This is a genomic window from Bacillus sp. FSL L8-0152 (assembly GCF_038006365.1).
Lineage (GTDB): Bacteria > Bacillota > Bacilli > Bacillales > Bacillaceae_G > Bacillus_A > Bacillus_A cereus.
Genome location: NZ_JBBOVB010000001.1, coordinates 5154887 through 5173958, shown reverse-complemented (window position 1 = coordinate 5173958; position 19072 = coordinate 5154887). Strand labels below are relative to the sequence as shown.

Here is a 19072-nt window from a genome sequence, read left to right as displayed (position 1 = left end):
GTGCCTACGAGTAATCCAAAAAATACATTGTAAAGAAGAAGGAAAGCCACTAATAATAATGTAATTGCTAATAGAGCTAATCGATTGTAGTGCAAAACTTTTGAGAAAAACTGTAGGGGAAATGAAGCTTTTATAGAATTCGTTTCGTATAGGAAGGGGGATGTCCATGTTTGATTCAACAGATTTTAAGATTATACAATTACTACAAGAAAACGCTAGAATGAACTGGAAGGAAATTGGGGAGATAGTACATTTGACTGGCCAGGCTGTTGGGAAACGAATTAATAAATTAGAAGAGGCAGGTGTCATTCAAAAATATACGATAAATATCGATAGGGCGAAGCTAGAAGGTTCTATTATGACTTTTGTTACACTATTTTTGCATGCACCGCACTATCATAATCAAATTCAAAACTTTTTTGAAAAAACGGACGTAATTACTGAAATGTATCGTATAAGCGGCGATGGGTGCTATGTCATGACTCTTCACACATCTTCGCATCAGCAATTAGAAGAGACTCTTGCAGATGTTTTACATTATGGTGATTATCGTATAAATACCGTCATTAAGACGATGGAAAAAAAGAAAGAATAAGATACTTATCCTTTCTTTTTTCATATGGAACTGTAATTCTTTATTTGCTTTTGTTTATAAAACAGTTTGCTGACATGACTGTTGCATAAATATCACCAAACTCTAATGCACTCATGAACGATTGATGAGCGTGTACTGCGGGGATTAGATTTCCTTGAAATTCTAAATCTTTTGTTGTACAAGCATCTTCAATTACAATACATTGAAATCCGAAGTCACTGGCAGCGCGCACTGTTGCATCAATACATACATGAGTCATCATACCGCAAATGACTAGTCGGTCTATTTTCTCTGTCTGTAATGTTTCTAATAAATTTGTTCTTAAAAAACTGTTAGGGTGATGTTTTTGAATGACTCTTTCTTTAGCAATCGGTTGTACATCATCATAAATTTGAACCCCTACTGTATCGGGTAAGAAGAAAGTAGTTCCTTCATTGTTCGCAATATGTTGTACGTGAATAACTGTTTTATGTTTTTCGCGAAATACTTTCAAAACTTCTTTCGCTTTTTGTGCGGCTTTTTCAGGTTGATGTAATTCCATATTGCCGCCTTCAAAGTAATCATTTTGTATGTCTACTAATAGTAACGCTTCGTTCATCGTTATTCCCCCATACTTAGTGATTCAGCACGTTATTTGTACTGTACCGTTATTATATAAATTGTAGCTATGCGGAGGTAATAACGTTATGAAACGATTTTAACGGATATAGTTTCAGTGTGAAAAAAGTGAAAGTTGGTATAAGTACAAATGGATTTTGTGGAATTCACAGCAAGGTTATAGATAGAGTGGCATCGCAGGGTTAAAAACCATACCTTTGCTGGAGGAGCGGGTGATGTTTTTTTATGAGGAAATGCGATTTTAAGTTTTTGCTGAAGATGTTTTTCTAGGATATGCTGTGAGTGATTGGAGTGAGGTAGTGTCAGATATTGTCGACCAATCGATATATTGGAAAAATCGTTGATATATTGTGAGTTGTGATAGATATATTGAGAAAATCGTTGATATATTGTGAGTTGTGATAGATATATTGAAAAAATCGTTGATATATTTGTAAAGGGGTGTTTGAGGTGATTGTGAAAGAGAGAAAAATGCCGATTTATATAAGACAGTTAGAAGCACTTCTTAGAAGGTTACCTGTACATCATCCGAAACGAAATTTAATTGGAGAAAACTTGGCAAAACACATGGCGGGGTATAAAGGAGAGCAAGCGATTGATTATCCGCTTAGTTTTATTTCTGAGAAAGAGTATAGTGTCTTACATGATGTTCGCTTATGTAATTATGATAAATACTTTCAAATTGATACTATTATCCTTTCCACAAAGTTTCTTCTTTTTCTTGAGATAAAAAATATAGCAGGTACATTAATGTTTGATGCAAAGTTTAATCAACTTATCCGAATAACAGAAGGAAATTCAGAGGGATTTCCAGATCCGGTTTTACAAATAAAAAGGCAAGAAATACAACTAAAGAAATGGTTAAACTCACATGGATTTTCCTCTAGTCTTCCAATTGAGTCCCTCGTTGTTATTAGCTCGCCTCGTACCATTATAAAATCTTCAGATGACAATCTTCTTCATACAATTATTCATAGTGCCAATTTACCTCATAAAATAAAGTGGTTTGAAAGTAAATATAAGAGAAAAGTTATAGATAATGTAGATAGGCTCATTCATCAAATGATAGCGGAGCATTCTCCACTTCAACAAAATATACTTGAGCAATATAAAATAGAAAAAGAGGAGTTGCTAAATGGAGTACAATGTGAGAAATGCTTAGTTATTCCAATGGTTAAAGTTAAGAAGGGTTGGCGTTGTACAAGTTGTAAAGATTTTTCAAAAGTGGCACATGAGGATGCTATACGAGATTATGCATTGCTCATTAGTAAGACATGTACGAATGGTAATTTGAAAGAGTTTCTCCGTGTTTCGTCAGGTATGGTTGTAAACAGAATTCTCCACACACTAAATCTTCCCTACACTGGCAACAACAAAGGACGAATATATGATTTAACTTCTTTCCAATCGTAATTTTGCTATAATAAATAAGTACTTATACGAAGGGGAGTCTAAAGAGAATATGAAGTCATTTAATATCGATCATGTTATAGCTAGTGTTTTGCAATGGATATTAAATATAGCTTTAATTATATTATCCATTGTGTTATCGATTTTCTTAGTGAATGAGACGATCACGTTTGTGCAGTATATTTTTTCGTCAAAAGAGTATACGTCTTATAAATTGGTTGAAAGTATCATCGTCTATTTCTTATACTTCGAGTTCATTGCATTAATTATTAAGTATTTTAAATCGAATTATCATTTCCCGTTACGTTATTTTATTTATATCGGAATTACGGCTTTAATTCGATTAATTATTGTGTCCCATGAGGAACCGATGGAGACGTTATTATACGCAGGAGCAATTCTTGTTTTAGTTATTGCTTTATACATATCGAATATGAGAGATTTGAGAAAAGAGTAGTAGTGTAGACGTAAGTTTGCACTACTTTTTTACATCTTGACCTTCAAGTTGCTTGAAAGTTTACAATGAAATTAGGGCGTTTGAAATCGAAAAAAATTGAGAAATTAAGTGAAGAGGTTTCTTTTACTTGGAGGTTATAGGAATGAATCAGGAATTGAAGTTACGTCCATTAGAACGAGAAGATTTAAAGTTCGTACACGAACTGAATAATAATGCGCATATTATGTCGTATTGGTTTGAAGAGCCATATGAGGCATTTGTGGAGCTGCAAGACTTATACGATAAACATATACATGATCAAAGCGAACGCCGATTTATCGTTGAGAAAGACAATGAAATGGTTGGGTTAGTTGAGTTAGTAGAAATCGATTATATTCATCGTAGAACAGAATTCCAAATTATTATTGATCCGAATTATCAAGGGTATGGTTATGCAGTAGAGGCGACGCGTTTAGCAATGGATTATGCTTTCGCTGTATTAAATATGCATAAGATATATTTAGTTGTGGATAAGGAAAATGAAAAAGCAGTACATGTTTATAAAAAGGTTGGATTTATGGTAGAAGGCGAACTTATCGATGAGTTTTTCGTTGATGGTAACTATCATAATGCGATAAGAATGTGTATGTTTCAGAAGCAATATTTTGAAAACAAGTAGTTGAAAGATTCGGAAGTAATGTTGACGCTTCGTAAAACCGTATGCTAAAATCCCTTTTAAGTATTAAGGAAGGTGCAGAATATGCTTTATATAAAATTTGTAAAACTCATTAGAAAACTTTGCTCCGCACAAATGTATACGGTGAAGCGTTGTACGGAGCTTAATCAAGGGGTATAAATCCCCTATATTCATCGGCTGAATAACTTTTCTAAAAAAGTATAGTTTATCTATGCTTATTTCGTTATGATTTTTCAGCTGGTGTATAAAATAGATTAAGGGGCCATAGACAATGCTTTGTCTATGGCCCTTTGTGTATATTATTCCGATGAGTCTTTACCGTAAATTGGAGTAGTATAGGAAAAACCACGAAGCAGAGGGCTAGTGTCGAATGACGCTATCTCTCTGCTTTTTTTAATTTCAGGAAAAGAGGAATAAAAATGAGTTTACTTAAAGTTGAAAGTTTATCACATAGTTTTATAGATAAAGTATTATACGAGAATGCTTCTTTTGATTTGCATAAAGGGGAGCATATGGGGATTGTTGGACAGAATGGTGCAGGAAAAAGCACATTAATGAAAATATTGGTGGGGGAAATTATTTCTGATAAGGGAGACATAAAGTGGCAACCTAATATTCAAATTGGGCATCTTGATCAATACGCTGACATTGATGAGGGTTATACCATTTCACAATATTTAAAGAGAGCTTTTTATGATTTGTATGAAATGGAAAAGAGAATGAACAAGTTATATGAAGAAAGTGCAATGACTGGAGATGAGAATCAACTACTAAAAGCGGCTGAAATGCAAGAGCAGCTTGAGGCTCGTGATTTTTATTCAGTAGACAGTATTACGAATAAGGTGGCAGCCGGTTTAGGTATTGATGCAATTGGGATGGATCGTGTTATTGGTGAATTAAGCGGAGGGCAGCGTGCAAAGGTAATTTTAGCGAAGCTCTTATTAGAAGAGCCTAATATTTTATTACTAGATGAACCGACGAATTTTCTTGATAAGGAGCATGTGGAGTGGCTTGCTAATTATTTAATGAATTTTGAAGGAGCGTTTATTGTCGTATCACATGATTTTGATTTTCTGGAAAAAGTAACTTCTTGCATATGTGATGTAGAGTTCGGAACAGTTAAGAAGTATTACGGTAAATACTCAGATTTTATAAGGCAGAAGGAGCATTTGCGAAAAGATTATATTCGCCAATATTATGCACAGCAAAAGAAAATTGAAAAAACGGAAGAGTATATTCGTAGAAATATTGCTGGGGTGAATTCAAAAATAGCGCAAGGTCGTAGAAAACAATTGGAGCGTATGGAAAGAATTGCGCCACCAAGTTTTACTCATAAACCGTCTATTCATTTTCAGGAACTTCCCATTTCAGTTCAGACAGTTCTTGAAGTAAATAACCTTGAAGTTGGTTACGACTTCGCTCTCTTACCAAAGTTGAATTTTTCAGTAATGGGTGGGCAAAAACTTGTTATTACAGGTTTCAATGGAGTAGGGAAATCTACTTTATTAAAAACAACCGTTGGAAATATTGCTAGTATTTCTGGAGAGTTTCACTTTTCAGAGCAAATAAAGATTGGATATTATGAGCAAGATTTAAATTGGAGCAACGATTCTTTAACGCCGCTTCAAATTATTTCAGAACAGATTCCTAAACTGAATATGAAGGAAATACGCCATCATTTAGCTGCGTGTGGAGTGAAGGATACGCACGTTTCGCAAGAAATTCGTACGTTAAGTGGTGGTGAACAATCGAAGGTGAAACTGTGCGGATTATTACTATCACCTTGTAACTTCTTAATTTTAGATGAGCCGACAAATCATTTAGATGCAGAAGCGAAGGAAGCTTTGCAAAAGGCGCTAATTAAGTTTAAGGGCAGCATTATCCTCGTATCTCACGAAGCGAGTTTTTATCTTGATTGGGCAGATAGCATCTTTCATATAGAGACAGGATTAGTTAAGGGGGTGTGAAACATATGAGTGAAAACAATTGGAAAACGAAAATTATATTATTTTTGACCGCTCAAACTATTTCGTTGTTCGGCTCCTCTCTCGTGCAATACGCGATTATATGGTATATCACCCTTACAACATCATCAGGAGTGATGTTGACTATTTCAACTGTTTGCGGTTTCCTACCACAAATTGCGATATCTTTGTTTGCAGGTGTTTGGATTGATCGTTATGACCGTAAAAAGATGATTATGTTATCGGACGGGATTATAGCGATTGCGACGTTAGTTTTAGCAATTTTATTTTTAACAGGATATAAAAGTATTTGGTTACTTTTTATTGTGTTACTCATTCGTTCAGCTGGAACAGGAGTACAAACGCCAGCTGTGAATGCATTAATTCCGCAAATCGTTCCGAAAGAGTATCTTATGAAAGTAAATGGAATAAATAGCAGTATTACATCTTTAATTATGTTTCTTTCTCCAGCAGCAAGTGCTGCGATTCTTTCTATTGCCAGCATTGAAACAACATTTTTTATTGATGTTATTACGGCTATGATTGGAATTAGTATTATGCTTATCATTCAAGTAGAGGGACATGTGAATGCAGAGAATAAGCAAAAATCTAATCTACAAGGAATTAAAGAAGGATTCTCTTATTTAAAAGAAAATGTATTTATTAAAAGGCTAATCATTTTATTGATTATCGTCATGATTTTAATAAGTCCAGCTGCTTTTTTAACACCTTTAATGGTAACTCGTTCTTTCGGGGCCGAAATGTGGAGACTTACTGCTAGTGAGATGACCTTTAGTGCGGGTGCGGCAGCTGGTGGCGTATTGATTGCGGCGTGGGGTGGCTTTCGTAATCGTATGTATACAACAGCGCTAGCTTGTGCATTATATGGACTGCTTATGATTGGACTCGGAATAGCACCGATATTTATTATGTATTTAGTATTTAATTTTTTAATTGGTATAACAATGCCGTGCTTCAATACACCAGTTACTGTGTTATTGCAGGAGAAAGTAGAACCATCGATGCACGGACGGATGTTCAGCCTTGTACAAATTGCGAATTCATGCGCGCTTCCTTTAGGAATGATAATATTTGGTCCGTTGTCGGATATGTTTAGTGTAGAGATTTTGTTAATTTATGCTGGGATATTCGTGCTATTTTGCGCAATGTATATTGTATTAAGCAAGAGGTTTGAAGTGTAAATATTTATAATTTAGAAGGTTTGTGAAGGAATTTAAGATGCTTCGCAAACCTTTTTTTATTAGTCTAGTCAATAATTATTTATTGTTAAACAATAAATAATTATTGAATATTAATGTTATTTTAGATAATATGATGTTAACGATTTAAGAAGAATTACATAAGTAGAGGAGAATGTGAAATGAAAAATAAATACGTAGTAGCTATTTCTTTCATGATTTTAGCGATTATTTCTTTAACTATACATGCTTCAAACAGTAAAGTAGGAGCGGATGGATTCCTTGAAGAACCTTTCTTTTTCCTAGTACCGATAAGTTATGTATTGTTCCTTAGTGGTATTGGTGTATTATTATTTGGATTTATTACTTCCAAGCTAAAAAAGGGCAATAGATAGGGGCAACCTATAGGGACAAAACACTTACTATGAAATAGAAACATACCATATGGAAGAAAAAGAATAAGTGAGATGAATCATGATGAACCATCATTTTTATAATGGAAGACAAGTAGGAGCAGCTATTACACTGGCTGGGGCACAGGGGACAATTCATGCTGTGAATCAAGCTATTCAAATGCAACAACAAGCATATTTTGCACAAATGTTGCAAAGTCAGTATATGCCGTATTCACAACTTCCGATGCAAATTGTACATTACGATGTACATCCAGCTGGTTTATTTTCCATTCCATATGGCGGGACATATTTCTTATGAAAAAAAGCGACTCAATAGAGTCGCTTTTTTTATATTCCGCCTAGCTTCATTCCAAGGAATGCGAAGAGGATACCGATTATGTAAGTAGCACTTAAATATAAAAGGAAGATGTACGGTTTTTTTAGATTGAGAAGCTGAACAGATTCTAATTTAAACGTAGAAAATGTAGTGAATGCGCCCATAAATCCAGTACCTAATAATAGTTGCCAGCCTGTAGTGACTCCGTTGCCAATTATATATCCAAGTAAAAATGCCCCTGTTATATTAATAAGGAATGTAGCAATTGGAAATTGTGTTTTATTTCTTTTCTTAAACCAATTGCTAATTGCAAATCGTGTAATCGCACCAAAAAATCCTCCTGTTGCGACTAATAAAGCTTCTATCATGAGTAATCACCTTCCGTAAGAGATTTCTTAATTAAGAAATCTCCAAGTATATAGCCAAGGCCAGACATAATGAGGCCACCAAGTATGCTACATGATACATATAAGAAGGCTATGCTCCACTCAGAATGATTGATCAATTGCACAGTTTCTACACTAAATGTTGAAAAAGTCGTAAAGGAACCGATGAATCCAGTTCCGATGCCTGTGATAACCTCTGAAGGTAAGATGTTTAGCCGAGCGATATAAGTAGTTAGCCACGCTAAGAAGAAGCAACCGATTAAGTTAATGAGTAATGTTGCCAATGGAAATGAATGATGCCAAAATGTGTTGATATTAAGACCTAAATAATAACGAGAAAGAGCTCCTAATATACCAGCAATGCCAACGATAATATAAATCAATTTTCTCACCTCTTTAAATAGCTTGCTCAAAAAAATAGACTCCTACCAGTATCCATACTGGTAGGAGTCATTAGCTAAGCAGCGTTTATGGCGAACTCCATCGCCTATGATTATTACATATAGTGTACTAAATATACCGTTTAATTTCCAGTGAGGAGGAGGGTGTAACTTTTCTTTTTTTGATGTCTGAAGGCTTTTTAAGTAATTAAAATGGGATCGATTACTTATCAACTGAATATAGTGATATAAGGTTTTAATTATGATAAAATGTTTCTTATGTGTGTCGTTTTGTTTTATTTGACTGAAAATAAAGAAAAATAAATTCGCGTGAAAAGGAGTCATTTATTTGAAGAAATTTTTTAAAATCGTATTTATATGTGTTTTAGTAGTAGCGGGCATTGTAGGAGGATTTCTAGCGTATATGACACTTACTAAAGAACAGCCTGCTGATGTTACAAGCTTGAAGGTGGAGAATAATAAGGAGCGCGTATTAGCGACTGGAAATGAATTTAAAGTTACAACATTTAATATTGGATATGCTGGGTTAGATAAGGATCAAGATTTCTTTATGGATGGTGGAAAGGGATCTGGTTCAAGTAGTAAAGAGCAAACGGAAACTAATTTAAAGAATATGCTTTCGTTTTTACAAAATGAGAATAGTGATTTTGCACTATTACAAGAAGTTGATATAAAGTCACTTCGTTCATTTGATGTAAATGAACATGAATTTTTGAAAAAAGGATTACCTGATTATGTTTCGTCATTTGGCAAGAACTACGATACGAAATGGGTTCCAGTGCCAATAACAAATCCAATGGGATATGCGGAGGCTGGATTAAGTACGTTTTCTAAATACACTGTTCAAGAAGCGAAGAGGTTCCAGCTTCCTGGAATGGAGCCTTGGCCAAAGCGTTTGTTTGATTTAGATCGAGCAATTGTGGAATATAAAATCCCTGTTAATAATGGGAAACATGTTAGACTCGTAAATTTACATTTGTCTGCTTATGATGAAGGCGGGAAAATTAGAAAACAGCAAGTAGAGTACTTAAAAGAATATATGAACAAGCATTATGAAAATGGTGATTACGTAATAATGGGCGGAGATTGGAATCAATTAGTTTCAAACGCTCAATTAAGTGATCCGAAGTTCGTGAAAGAGCGTCCTGAGTGGTTAGTAGAGTTACCGAAGGACTTTACAGACGGTGGCTTTAAGTGGGCTGTAGATCCGTCTGTTATGACTGTGAGAGATGATGTAAAGAAATATGTAGAAGGTGAAAATTTCGTCACTATTATTGATGGCTTTATCGTTTCACCGAATGTAGAGATTGTAAATGTACAAGGGAAAGATTTAAAGTTTGAAAATAGCGATCATAACCCAGTAAGTGCGGTATTTAAACTGAAGTAATTGATATGTATAAGTAGAAGGTGGGGCTTCATATGGAGTGGTTAAAGAGGACTTGTTTTTCTAACCTTGAGAAAGAATCACAGAAAAATCATTTATTACTGTTTATAACGATTTGTAGTTTCTTCCTTGGGATAATCGCGATTGGGTATTATGGATATATTTTTACAGAGAGAGCAATGGCGTTTTGGATCTGTGGTATTTCTGTCGTTGTATTTGGAACGCTTTTTACTTTTATAAAAAGTATGGAATCAGCGTATAAATATATCATGACATTTATGTTGCTTACAATGTCTTACATTATGGTACAAGCTTTTAATGAAAGCCCGGCTGTATTTCAAATGGTCTATTTTACATTAGCTGTTTCACTTATTTACTTAAGTGAGCGCCTCATTTTAATTCTTGGCGGGGTAGCTGTTGTAATCACATTTATCCTTTGTAGCTATTGGCCGGAGCAATTTTTTGCTTATACAGCCTCATCTGAAGCTGCTAATTTCGCAAGTTTGTTAGCGATTGTAACAATCGCTATGTGGGGCGTCACGAAAATCGGTTCTAATCTGCTCCTTCGTTTAAGTGATGAGAAGCAAGAAGTAATGAGAAAAGCTCAGGAGTTAGAAGAGACGCAAAGACTTATTGAAGAAACAGTTGTGAAACTAGATAGTAATTTCAATCATTTAAGACAAAATATGAACACGTCGATGGAATCGATGAGTGAAATTAATTTTGCCTTTGAAGAGGTAGCAGTTGGTACGCAATCACAATCAGAAATGATGTATCGTTCGGTAGAAGTATTGAATGATATGGAGGGAAATATTGAACAAATTATATCTCAAGTAAGAACTGCATCGGCTCGTGTGGATAAAAGTTTAGAAATTTCAAAGGGTAGCGTACATACTTTAAGAAATTTTGAAGCTAACATGAGAAGTTTAAATGATGTTGTTTCACAGTCTGGAATTATATTTAGAGATTTAATGATGCAATCGAAACAAATTAATGAAATTGTAGATGTAATAACGAATATTTCAAGTCAGACGAGTTTGCTAGCTTTAAATGCAAATATTGAAGCTGCCAGGGCAGGCGAGCATGGAAAAGGTTTTGCTATTGTAGCGAGTGAAGTGTTAAAGCTTGCTGAAGAATCAAATCGTTCTGCGGGAAAAATTCAAGGGATTTTGAAGGAGTTTAGTAATCAAGCAAGTAAGGTAGAAGTGCAGGTAGAGAAGTCAGAAAGAGTACAAGAAGAGTGCAACGAAATGTTAGCAAGCGTTTTAACAAACGTAACTGATTTAGGAAAGTTTATTGATGCGATTAATGAAGTAATGCGAGAGGTTGTTGTTCATCAAGAAAGTTTCCAAGTTAAAACGACGAATATCGTAAAGGATGTTACGCATGCTTCTAACGTAATTCAGCAAACTTCTACAGCTACAGAAGAAGTGCTAGCGAGTGTGGAAGAAGAAAAACATCGAAATGATACGTCAGTGAAGACGTTACAAACTGTTAGCGAGCAAGTGAAGTTGTTAGAAGATATTTTAGAAAAGTAATATTGCTTGGAAAGAGCACAAATGATGTGCTCTTTTTTCATTGAAACGAATACTTGATAGGAATTTAATTGCTTTTCTGCGCGTTTTCTGCCAAGCTTAAGGAGATAAAGTGAGACTAGTACATACTGATTATTAGCCCTCACCAATCAAGCTATCCGCAAATAGCGGAATAAAATACTTCAAAGAAAGAATTATATAGGTGACGCATATGATCGAAGTTAAGACTTCTGAACTTAGTGATGGAGAATTTAATAGAGGTGTATTTGCAACTCGTGATATTAAAAAGGGTGAGTTGATACACGCAGCACCAGTTATCTCTTATCCGAATGAACAGCATGAACATATTGAGAAAACGTTACTTGCTGACTACGCATTTGAGTATGGGATCAATCATACGGCAATCCTTTTAGGATACGGTATGTTATTTAATCATTCATATAAACCGAATGCAACGTATGATATTGTCTTCGAGAACCATACGTTTAACTTCTTTGCTTATAAAGATATAAAAGCAGGAGAAGAAATTTTAATCAATTATAATGGTGAAGTTGATAACGATGAGCTGTTATGGTTTGATAAAGAAAAAGAAGAGAACGAAAAGTAATATAAAGAGTATAGAAAGAGCACATTCTGTCGGATGTGCTCTTTTTTATTGATGTAAATAAAGTAAAAAGTACAAAAAAATACCACTTTCTTTTTGTATGGTATAGTAAGATACTGAGGGATAGTGTTTTGAAAAAGTCACATATTTTACAAATTGTTGTCTTTCTGATGACATGTCAAGTTTAGTAGTCCATTTGGGTTGCTTTATTATGCAATATATATTTTAATATGAGTGGCACCTCTTATAAATTAAGAGGTTTATAGGTGTCTCGAATTGATTTTGGGTACACTGTATCCACCACTTTAGGTTCTTTCATGTACGTGGGGATATTATGGGCCCGTATAACGGGATAAAATGAATATAGAAATAGAGGAATCGTAAAATGAATATGCAAGAGGTTTATAAATATTTAAGTACGGTATTGCCTGAAGGACATGTTAAACAAGATGAAATGTTAAAGAATCATACGCATATTAAAGTTGGCGGAAAAGCAGATGTTTTTGTTGCGCCTACAAATTATGATGAAATTCAAGAAGTTATCAAATATGCGAACGAATATAATATTCCAGTTACGTTTTTAGGAAATGGATCGAATGTCATTATTAAAGATGGTGGAATTCGCGGGATTACAGTAAGTTTAATTCATATTACAGGTGTTACTGTAACAGGAACGACGATTGTAGCACAGTGTGGTGCAGCAATTATTGACGTATCACGTATTGCTTTAGACCATAACTTAACGGGTCTTGAGTTTGCTTGTGGTATTCCAGGTTCAGTTGGCGGAGCGTTATATATGAATGCTGGTGCTTACGGTGGTGAAGTATCGTTTGTGTTAACAGAAGCTGTTGTAATGACAGGTGATGGAGAGCTACGTACTTTGACGAAGGAAGCGTTTGAATTTGGATATCGTAAGAGTGTATTTGCTAACAACCATTACATTATTCTTGAAGCGAGATTTGAACTTGAAGAAGGTGTACGTGAAGAAATTAAAGCAAAAATGGATGATTTAACGTTTAAGCGTGAGTCAAAACAGCCTCTAGAATATCCTTCATGTGGTAGCGTATTTAAGCGTCCACCAAATAACTTTGCTGGTAAGTTGATTCAAGACTCAGGACTACAAGGTAAGCGAATTGGTGGAGTGGAAGTTTCTTTAAAACACGCTGGATTTATGGTGAATGTTGATAACGGAACAGCACAAGATTACATCGATTTAATTCACTTCGTACAAAAGACAGTTGAAGAGAAATTTGGCGTGAAGTTAGAGCGAGAAGTAAGGATTATTGGAGAAGATAAGGAATAACGAAATACGTATGAAGATATGAATTATTTTAAAATAATATTTGGGTATTGTTGACAATTTGTTTTCAATTCAATATAATGCTAATAATTTAACAAATAACATACGTTGAAAGAGCCCAGTAGCAGTTTGTCACTGTTAACGAGAGAGCTAGGGGTTGCTGGAACCTAGCACAAACAAACTTGCGAATTACACTCTGGAGTATCTTAGGTAATGCTAAGCGGACTAGCAATCGATATTATTGCTAAGAGTGGTATGAGTAGCTATGCTATTTATGCAAACTGGGTGGTAACACGGTGAATAATCGTCCCTATGTCTATCGTAGACATAGGGGCTTTTTTGTTTTTAAAAAATAAAGGGGATGACAAAAGATGAATATTATTGATGAATTAGAATGGCGTGGCGCCGTTAATCAGCAGACTGACGAAGAAGGTTTACGTAAGCTAGTAGAAGAGAAAAAGATTTCACTATACTGCGGAGTTGATCCGACTGGTGATAGTATGCATATCGGACATTTGATTCCGTTTATGATGATGAAGAGATTCCAATTAGCTGGCCATCATCCTGTTATTTTAATTGGCGGGGCAACAGGAACAATTGGTGATCCGAGTGGACGACAATCGGAGCGTCAACTTCAAACGTTAGAAGTGGTTCAGCATAATGTAGATGCGTTAACAGCACAAATGAAAAAGCTATTTGATTTTGGCGGAAATAGCGAAGTGAAGATGGTAAATAACTATGATTGGACACATGAAATAAATATTATTGAGTTTTTACGTGATTACGGGAAAAACTTTAGCATCAATAGCATGTTAGCGAAGGATATTGTAGCAAGCCGTTTAGATACAGGTATTTCTTTCACAGAATTCACGTACCAAATTTTGCAAGCGCTGGATTTCCATCATTTATACACGAAAGAGGATGTTCAACTTCAAATTGGTGGTAGTGACCAGTGGGGAAATATTACGAGTGGTTTAGATTTAATTCGTAAGTTAGAAGGTCATGAGGCGAAAGTATTCGGATTAACGATTCCGTTATTATTAAAATCGGACGGTACGAAGTTTGGTAAATCAGCAGGTGGTGCGGTTTGGCTTGATCCTGAAAAAACGACACCGTTTGAATTTTACCAGTTCTGGGTAAATACAGATGACCGTGACGTAATTAAATACTTGAAATACTTTACGTTCTTAACGAAAGAGCGTATTGATGAATTAGCAGCGAAGGTAGAAGCGGAACCTCATAAACGTGAAGCGCAAAAAGTGTTAGCGGAAGAAATGACGAAATTCGTTCATGGAGAAGAGGCATTATTACAAGCTGAGAAGATTACAGCAGCGTTATTTAGCGGGGATATTAAATCGTTAACAGCTGATGAAATTGAACAAGGCTTTAAAGAAATGCCAACGTTCCAGTCTTCAAAAGAGACGAAAAACATCGTAGAGTGGCTAGTCGATTTAGGAATTGAACCATCTAGACGCCAAGCACGCGAAGACATTAATAATGGTGCGATTTCTATGAATGGTGAGAAAGTAACAGATGTGGGTACGGATGTTACTGTAGAAAATTCATTTGATGGCAGATTTATTATTATTCGTAAAGGGAAGAAGAACTACAGCCTTGTGAAGTTAGGCGAATAGTTTGTGTGAAAGGATGGGAGTAGGAAGAATACTTCCATCTTTTCGTATACACAATTTGGACATAAAATAATCAGTAAATTTAGATAATTAAAAGGGTTATATTATTCTTTTGCCGAATAAATAAGTTAGAGAAAATTACGGATAAAAATAGCCCGAACCATGCTGGGCATGATTCGGGCTTATATTCAGATTAGTAAGCTAAGCTGAATAGACCTTTAATGTGTGATAAGTAACGAACGTTACTTGCTTCTTTCATTAATGATGCTGGTAAGCCTTTAAGTGGAGTATTGCTTGCTCCAATTGTAGCAACCGCATCTTTACGTCCTAGACTAGCAAGTGTTCCAGAGTTTACAGGTGCGAACTCTTCGAATGCTTTGCCTTCTAGTGCTGCGTATAAGTTGTATCCAATTAACTCACCCATTTGCCAAGCGATTTGTGCAGTTGGTGGGTATGGACGACCGTCTGGAGAGAAGACAACAGCGCTGTCTCCAGCAACAAATACGTCTTTGTGAGAAGTAGATTGTAGGTATGCATCAACTGTTGCACGTCCACGGTTAACTTCAAGACCTGATTCACCGATTAATGGGTTACCTTGAACGCCACCTGTCCAAACGAATGTGTTAGCAACAAGTTTTTGACCGTCTTTTAAGTCGATTTCATTGCCAGCAACGTTTGTTACAGGAAGACCAGTTAAGAATGTAACGCCGCGTGCTTCTAGGCTAGTAGTTGCACGTTCGATTAAGTGGTCTGGTAATACTGGAAGGATTTTTGGACCTGCTTCAACAAGAAGAAGTTTAACTTCTTTTGGATTTACGCCGTGGCTTTTTGCAAGTTTAGGCATAATGTCAGCAAGCTCACCAACTAGCTCAACGCCAGTTAATCCGCCACCACCGATTACGATTGTAGCATCAGCTTCGTTTTTCGTTTTCGCGTATTCACGAATACGGTCTTCAACGTGTTTGTAGATTTTGTTTGCATCAGCAGCAGATTTTAATACCATGCTGTTTTCTTCTAGTCCTGGAATACCGAAGTAAGCAGTTTTACTTCCTAAAGCAACTACAAGTGCATCGTAAGATAAAGTAGTGCCGCCAGCTAGTTTGATTTCTTTGCTATCAACTGAGAATGACTCAACTGTTGCAATTTTAAGATCGATATCTTTACCTTTGAAAAGCTTTGTAAGTGGCATTGCAATTGCTTGCTCAGACACGTTACCAGCTGCAAGGCGGTGTAATTCAGTGATGATTTGGTGTGTTGGGTATTGGTTAATCACTGTAACTTGTGCTTCTGATTTGCTGTAATATTTACGTACGTTTAAAGCGGCAAGAAGACCGCCATAACCAGCGCCTAAGATGACAATTTGTTTTGACATAGTATGATATCCCCCGTCTTTACTAATTGTTGTTATAAGTTAAATTATTTATTGTTACGTTCTGCACTAATTTGAAGATATGCGTTCACAAAGCGGAACATTTTTTGTGCTTGTGGATCTTTTAGTAATTTTAATAGACCGAATAGGCCGATAACTTCAGTACTTTCGTCAGCACGATCTTTCGCTTCGATTGCAGTTGCAGCCATGCTTTTCACTGTATCTTTTACAGGTTCTACAAGCTCTGTAATTGCACCAACAGTGTCGCTTTTTAATACTTCATCAGTAGCAACAGTTTGAGCGAAGTCATAAGACTTAGTTAAAATGTTAACAAGCTCAGTTAATTTTGGAAGCTGTTCTACTAGTGTTGTTAATGATTCTTGTACCTCAGGTTTTAACAACTGATCAAGTACATCAAGTTGTCCTTGGCTAGCAGAAATTTGTACAGTTTCTTGTTCTGGCTTTGTTTGAGTCATAGTTTCTGGCATCTCCAATTCTCCTTTACGATAGCAATACTCTTATTTTTTATAAGTAAGATAGTAAACGTTTACGAAACTTTATGCAAAGTTTCACAAAACACAATAAAATGCCTTTAAATTTATGACAGCAAGTAAGCTGCAAACATAAATCTAAAACCATAACGTCTTACTTATTATTTATGAACTGTCCGATATATGGCTTGTCCGCATAATGGAAAAGCTCCGTTACCGGAAAGTGTATATAATATATATCCTATATTATATACTATATACACCTATGTTAACATAAAAATGATTCCTAATTATTTGATATTGAGTGTATAACGTAGTGCTGACAAGGTATGAAAGCGTATAAAATATTTTGTTTCAGTTAGAAATGTACATATATATATAGAAAAAAAGGAAAAAACGAACAAATTCATGTTCGTTTTTTCCTTTTTCCTATTATTCACCTTCTGCAATTAGCATCGATGTGTTACCTTCTTTTTCAAGATGGCATTCGCCCCAAGAACAAAGAGAGTCAAGAATGGATTCTAAAGACCAACCGTAGTCGGTAAGAGAATATTCTACTTTCGGTGGGACTTGGTTGTATACTTTTCTTTGAATGACCCCGTCGTCTTCTAATTCACGTAATTGCTGCGTTAACATTTTTTGTGTAATACCAGGCATTGAGCGTTTTAATTCACTCGTTCTCTTTGTACCTTTCGTTAAGTGACAAAGAATAACAACTTTCCATTTGCCGCCGATAACTTCTAAAGTCGCCTCTACAGGAATATTGTATTTCTTCATATGAACCCCTCCCTTTTTGAGTAAAGTAAGTTTAATAATACAAATGTTACTTTTTAGTACCTATAGCACTTTAAAGTACGTACTTTTTATTATGTTAAATATGTTTCATAATAGCACATGTAAGAGGCAAATGAGTAGTACGGTACCAAAAAGTGACTATGTTACTTTTTAGTGCCTATCGTACTTTAAAGTGCGTTCTTCAAAAAAGGAATGAAACCATTCATAATAGCATTTGTAAGTATGAAATATATTTTTTAGAAGATAAAAGGGCCTTTTTATCATACTATTATGATTGGATTTCTTGTAATAAGGAGGAATTCAATTGAGTTCATATACAGTACCATCTTCGGAAGCTCAGACGAATCGAAGAAGTATGTTTGCTTTATTAGCGCTAGCAATTAGTGCGTTTGGGATTGGTACGACCGAGTTTATTAGTGTCGGTTTACTACCATCTATTTCAAAAGATTTAAATGTTTCGGTTACAACAGCCGGTTTAACGGTTTCCTTATATGCGTTAGGAGCAGCGGTAGGAGCTCCTGTTTTAACAGCGTTAACGGCTAGTATGTCGCGAAAGACATTATTAATGTGGATTATGGTTATTTTCATTATTGGTAATGGCATTGCGGCGGTAGCAACAAGCTTCACTGTATTAATTATCGCAAGAATTGTATCTGCGTTTGCACATGGTGTGTTTATGTCAATTGGATCTACAATTGCAGCTGCAATCGTACCAGAGAATAAACGTGCTAGCGCAATTGCGATTATGTTTACTGGATTAACAGTTGCGACTATTACTGGTGTGCCAATTGGAACATTTATCGGTCAAGAGTTTGGCTGGAGAGCGTCATTTATGGCGATTGTCGTAATTGGAATTATTGCTTTCATCGCAAACAGTATACTCGTCCCATCTAATTTAAAAAATGGGGTACCTGTATCGTTTCGTGATCAATTTAAATTAATTAAAAATGGAAGACTATTACTTGTTTTCATTATTACTGCACTTGGATACGGTGGTACATTCGTAACATTTACGTATTTATCACCCCTATTACAAGAAGTAACAGGATTTGAAGCAAGTACCGTTACTATCATTTTATTAGTGTATGGAATCGCCATTGCGATAGGGAATATGGTTGGCGGGAAATTATCGAATCATAATCCGATTCGAGCGCTATTTTACATGTTCTTTATTCAAGCGATCATATTATTTGTTTTAACATTTACAGCGCCATTTAAAGTAGCTGGATTAATCACAATTATTTTCATGGGACTATTCGCATTTATGAATGTTCCAGGGCTACAAGTATATGTAGTTATATTGGCAGAGCGCTTTGTTCCAAGTGCGGTTGATGTTGCTTCAGCAATTAATATTGCCGCATTTAACGGAGGAATCGCTTTAGGTTCTTATATAGGTGGCCTTGTAACGAATTTGTTAGGATTAATCCATACTGCTTGGGTAGGCGGTCTTATGGTAGTAGGTGCCGTGATTTTAACAGCATGGAGCATGACATTAGAAAAAAGAGATCAAGTAAAATAAAAGGAG

General features: G+C 35.5%; 20 protein-coding genes, 1 riboswitch and 1 other annotated feature. Of the genes, 14 read left to right on the top strand and 6 right to left on the bottom strand.

Features of this window, described 5'->3' with window-relative positions:
• The first annotated feature begins 166 nt into the window (after positions 1–166).
• Complete coding sequence (locus MHH27_RS26365) at positions 167–595, top strand: Lrp/AsnC family transcriptional regulator (protein WP_228497287.1); 429 nt, start codon at positions 167–169, stop codon at positions 593–595.
• A 40-nt stretch (positions 596–635) separates the two neighbouring features.
• Here the strand turns inward: MHH27_RS26365 and MHH27_RS26360 are convergent, their stop codons facing one another.
• Positions 636–1193, bottom strand: coding sequence for a cysteine hydrolase family protein (locus tag MHH27_RS26360; protein ID WP_340944592.1), 558 nt, complete (start codon positions 1191–1193; stop codon positions 636–638).
• Between the two features lie 476 nt (positions 1194–1669).
• Between MHH27_RS26360 and MHH27_RS26355 the strand changes: the two genes are divergently transcribed.
• The 7 genes from MHH27_RS26355 to MHH27_RS26325 all read left to right on the top strand — a co-directional run bounded on the left by MHH27_RS26355 (position 1670) and on the right by MHH27_RS26325 (position 7633).
• Entirely contained in the window at positions 1670–2626 is a 957-nt protein-coding gene (locus tag MHH27_RS26355) for a nuclease-related domain-containing protein (protein ID WP_097924613.1), read from the top strand.
• A 49-nt stretch (positions 2627–2675) separates the two neighbouring features.
• Positions 2676–3080: a phosphate-starvation-inducible protein PsiE gene (psiE, locus tag MHH27_RS26350; protein ID WP_000834709.1), complete on the top strand. Its 405-nt coding sequence runs from the start codon at positions 2676–2678 to the stop codon at positions 3078–3080.
• A 142-nt stretch (positions 3081–3222) separates the two neighbouring features.
• Positions 3223–3738, top strand: a complete 516-nt coding sequence (gene speG / locus MHH27_RS26345; RefSeq protein ID WP_001071095.1) for a spermidine N1-acetyltransferase — start codon at positions 3223–3225, stop codon at positions 3736–3738.
• A 437-nt stretch (positions 3739–4175) separates the two neighbouring features.
• The gene (locus MHH27_RS26340; protein ID WP_340944590.1) at positions 4176–5723 is read left to right on the top strand and encodes an ABC-F family ATP-binding cassette domain-containing protein; all 1548 of its coding nucleotides are present in this window, start codon (positions 4176–4178) and stop codon (positions 5721–5723) included.
• A gap of 5 nt (positions 5724–5728) precedes the next feature.
• The gene (locus MHH27_RS26335) at positions 5729–6922 is read left to right on the top strand and encodes an MFS transporter (RefSeq protein ID WP_141534289.1); all 1194 of its coding nucleotides are present in this window, start codon (positions 5729–5731) and stop codon (positions 6920–6922) included.
• Between the two features lie 179 nt (positions 6923–7101).
• A complete protein-coding gene (locus MHH27_RS26330) occupies positions 7102–7314 on the top strand; it encodes a DUF3955 domain-containing protein (protein ID WP_000792612.1) in 213 nt (70 codons plus the stop codon).
• Between the two features lie 79 nt (positions 7315–7393).
• Entirely contained in the window at positions 7394–7633 is a 240-nt protein-coding gene (locus MHH27_RS26325) for a DUF3947 family protein (RefSeq protein ID WP_000980931.1), read from the top strand.
• A 29-nt stretch (positions 7634–7662) separates the two neighbouring features.
• Here MHH27_RS26325 and crcB (MHH27_RS26320) read toward each other — a convergent pair whose 3' ends face one another.
• The gene (gene crcB / locus MHH27_RS26320; protein ID WP_000568579.1) at positions 7663–8019 is read right to left on the bottom strand and encodes a fluoride efflux transporter CrcB; all 357 of its coding nucleotides are present in this window, start codon (positions 8017–8019) and stop codon (positions 7663–7665) included.
• Positions 8016–8420 carry a fluoride efflux transporter CrcB gene (gene crcB / locus MHH27_RS26315; protein WP_044783105.1) on the bottom strand — a complete coding sequence of 135 codons (405 nt, stop codon included), beginning with the start codon at positions 8418–8420 and terminating at the stop codon, positions 8016–8018. Before crcB (MHH27_RS26315) ends, crcB (MHH27_RS26320) begins: the two co-directional genes overlap by 4 nt.
• Before the next feature lie 54 nt (positions 8421–8474).
• Positions 8475–8534: riboswitch (Fluoride riboswitch) on the bottom strand.
• A 232-nt stretch (positions 8535–8766) separates the two neighbouring features.
• Here crcB (MHH27_RS26315) and MHH27_RS26310 point away from each other — a divergent pair.
• The 5 genes from MHH27_RS26310 (at position 8767) to tyrS (ending at position 14895) form a co-directional block, all read left to right on the top strand.
• Positions 8767–9825 (top strand): endonuclease/exonuclease/phosphatase family protein, encoded by a 1059-nt coding sequence (locus MHH27_RS26310; RefSeq protein WP_000713106.1) that lies wholly within the window; start codon positions 8767–8769, stop codon positions 9823–9825.
• Between the two features lie 32 nt (positions 9826–9857).
• The gene (locus tag MHH27_RS26305; RefSeq protein WP_098235671.1) at positions 9858–11360 is read left to right on the top strand and encodes a DUF4077 domain-containing protein; all 1503 of its coding nucleotides are present in this window, start codon (positions 9858–9860) and stop codon (positions 11358–11360) included.
• 208 nt (positions 11361–11568) lie between these two features.
• The gene (locus tag MHH27_RS26300; protein ID WP_000573647.1) at positions 11569–11964 is read left to right on the top strand and encodes an SET domain-containing protein; all 396 of its coding nucleotides are present in this window, start codon (positions 11569–11571) and stop codon (positions 11962–11964) included.
• 382 nt (positions 11965–12346) lie between these two features.
• Complete coding sequence (gene murB / locus MHH27_RS26295; protein ID WP_001057106.1) at positions 12347–13264, top strand: UDP-N-acetylmuramate dehydrogenase; 918 nt, start codon at positions 12347–12349, stop codon at positions 13262–13264.
• 96 nt (positions 13265–13360) lie between these two features.
• Positions 13361–13576 (top strand) — a binding site (T-box leader).
• 56 nt (positions 13577–13632) lie between these two features.
• A complete protein-coding gene (gene tyrS, locus MHH27_RS26290; protein ID WP_075719252.1) occupies positions 13633–14895 on the top strand; it encodes a tyrosine--tRNA ligase in 1263 nt (420 codons plus the stop codon).
• A gap of 190 nt (positions 14896–15085) precedes the next feature.
• Here the strand turns inward: tyrS and MHH27_RS26285 are convergent, their stop codons facing one another.
• The 3 genes from MHH27_RS26285 to MHH27_RS26275 form a co-directional block, all read right to left on the bottom strand.
• The gene (locus MHH27_RS26285; protein WP_000043199.1) at positions 15086–16264 is read right to left on the bottom strand and encodes an NAD(P)/FAD-dependent oxidoreductase; all 1179 of its coding nucleotides are present in this window, start codon (positions 16262–16264) and stop codon (positions 15086–15088) included.
• Between the two features lie 44 nt (positions 16265–16308).
• A complete protein-coding gene (locus tag MHH27_RS26280) occupies positions 16309–16749 on the bottom strand; it encodes a DUF1641 domain-containing protein (protein WP_001115310.1) in 441 nt (146 codons plus the stop codon).
• Positions 16750–17184: 435 nt separating this feature from the next.
• Entirely contained in the window at positions 17185–17529 is a 345-nt protein-coding gene (locus MHH27_RS26275; RefSeq protein ID WP_000760481.1) for a winged helix-turn-helix transcriptional regulator, read from the bottom strand.
• A gap of 373 nt (positions 17530–17902) precedes the next feature.
• Between MHH27_RS26275 and MHH27_RS26270 the strand changes: the two genes are divergently transcribed.
• The gene (locus MHH27_RS26270; protein WP_340944887.1) at positions 17903–19066 is read left to right on the top strand and encodes an MFS transporter; all 1164 of its coding nucleotides are present in this window, start codon (positions 17903–17905) and stop codon (positions 19064–19066) included.
• Positions 19067–19072: the final 6 nt, after the last annotated feature.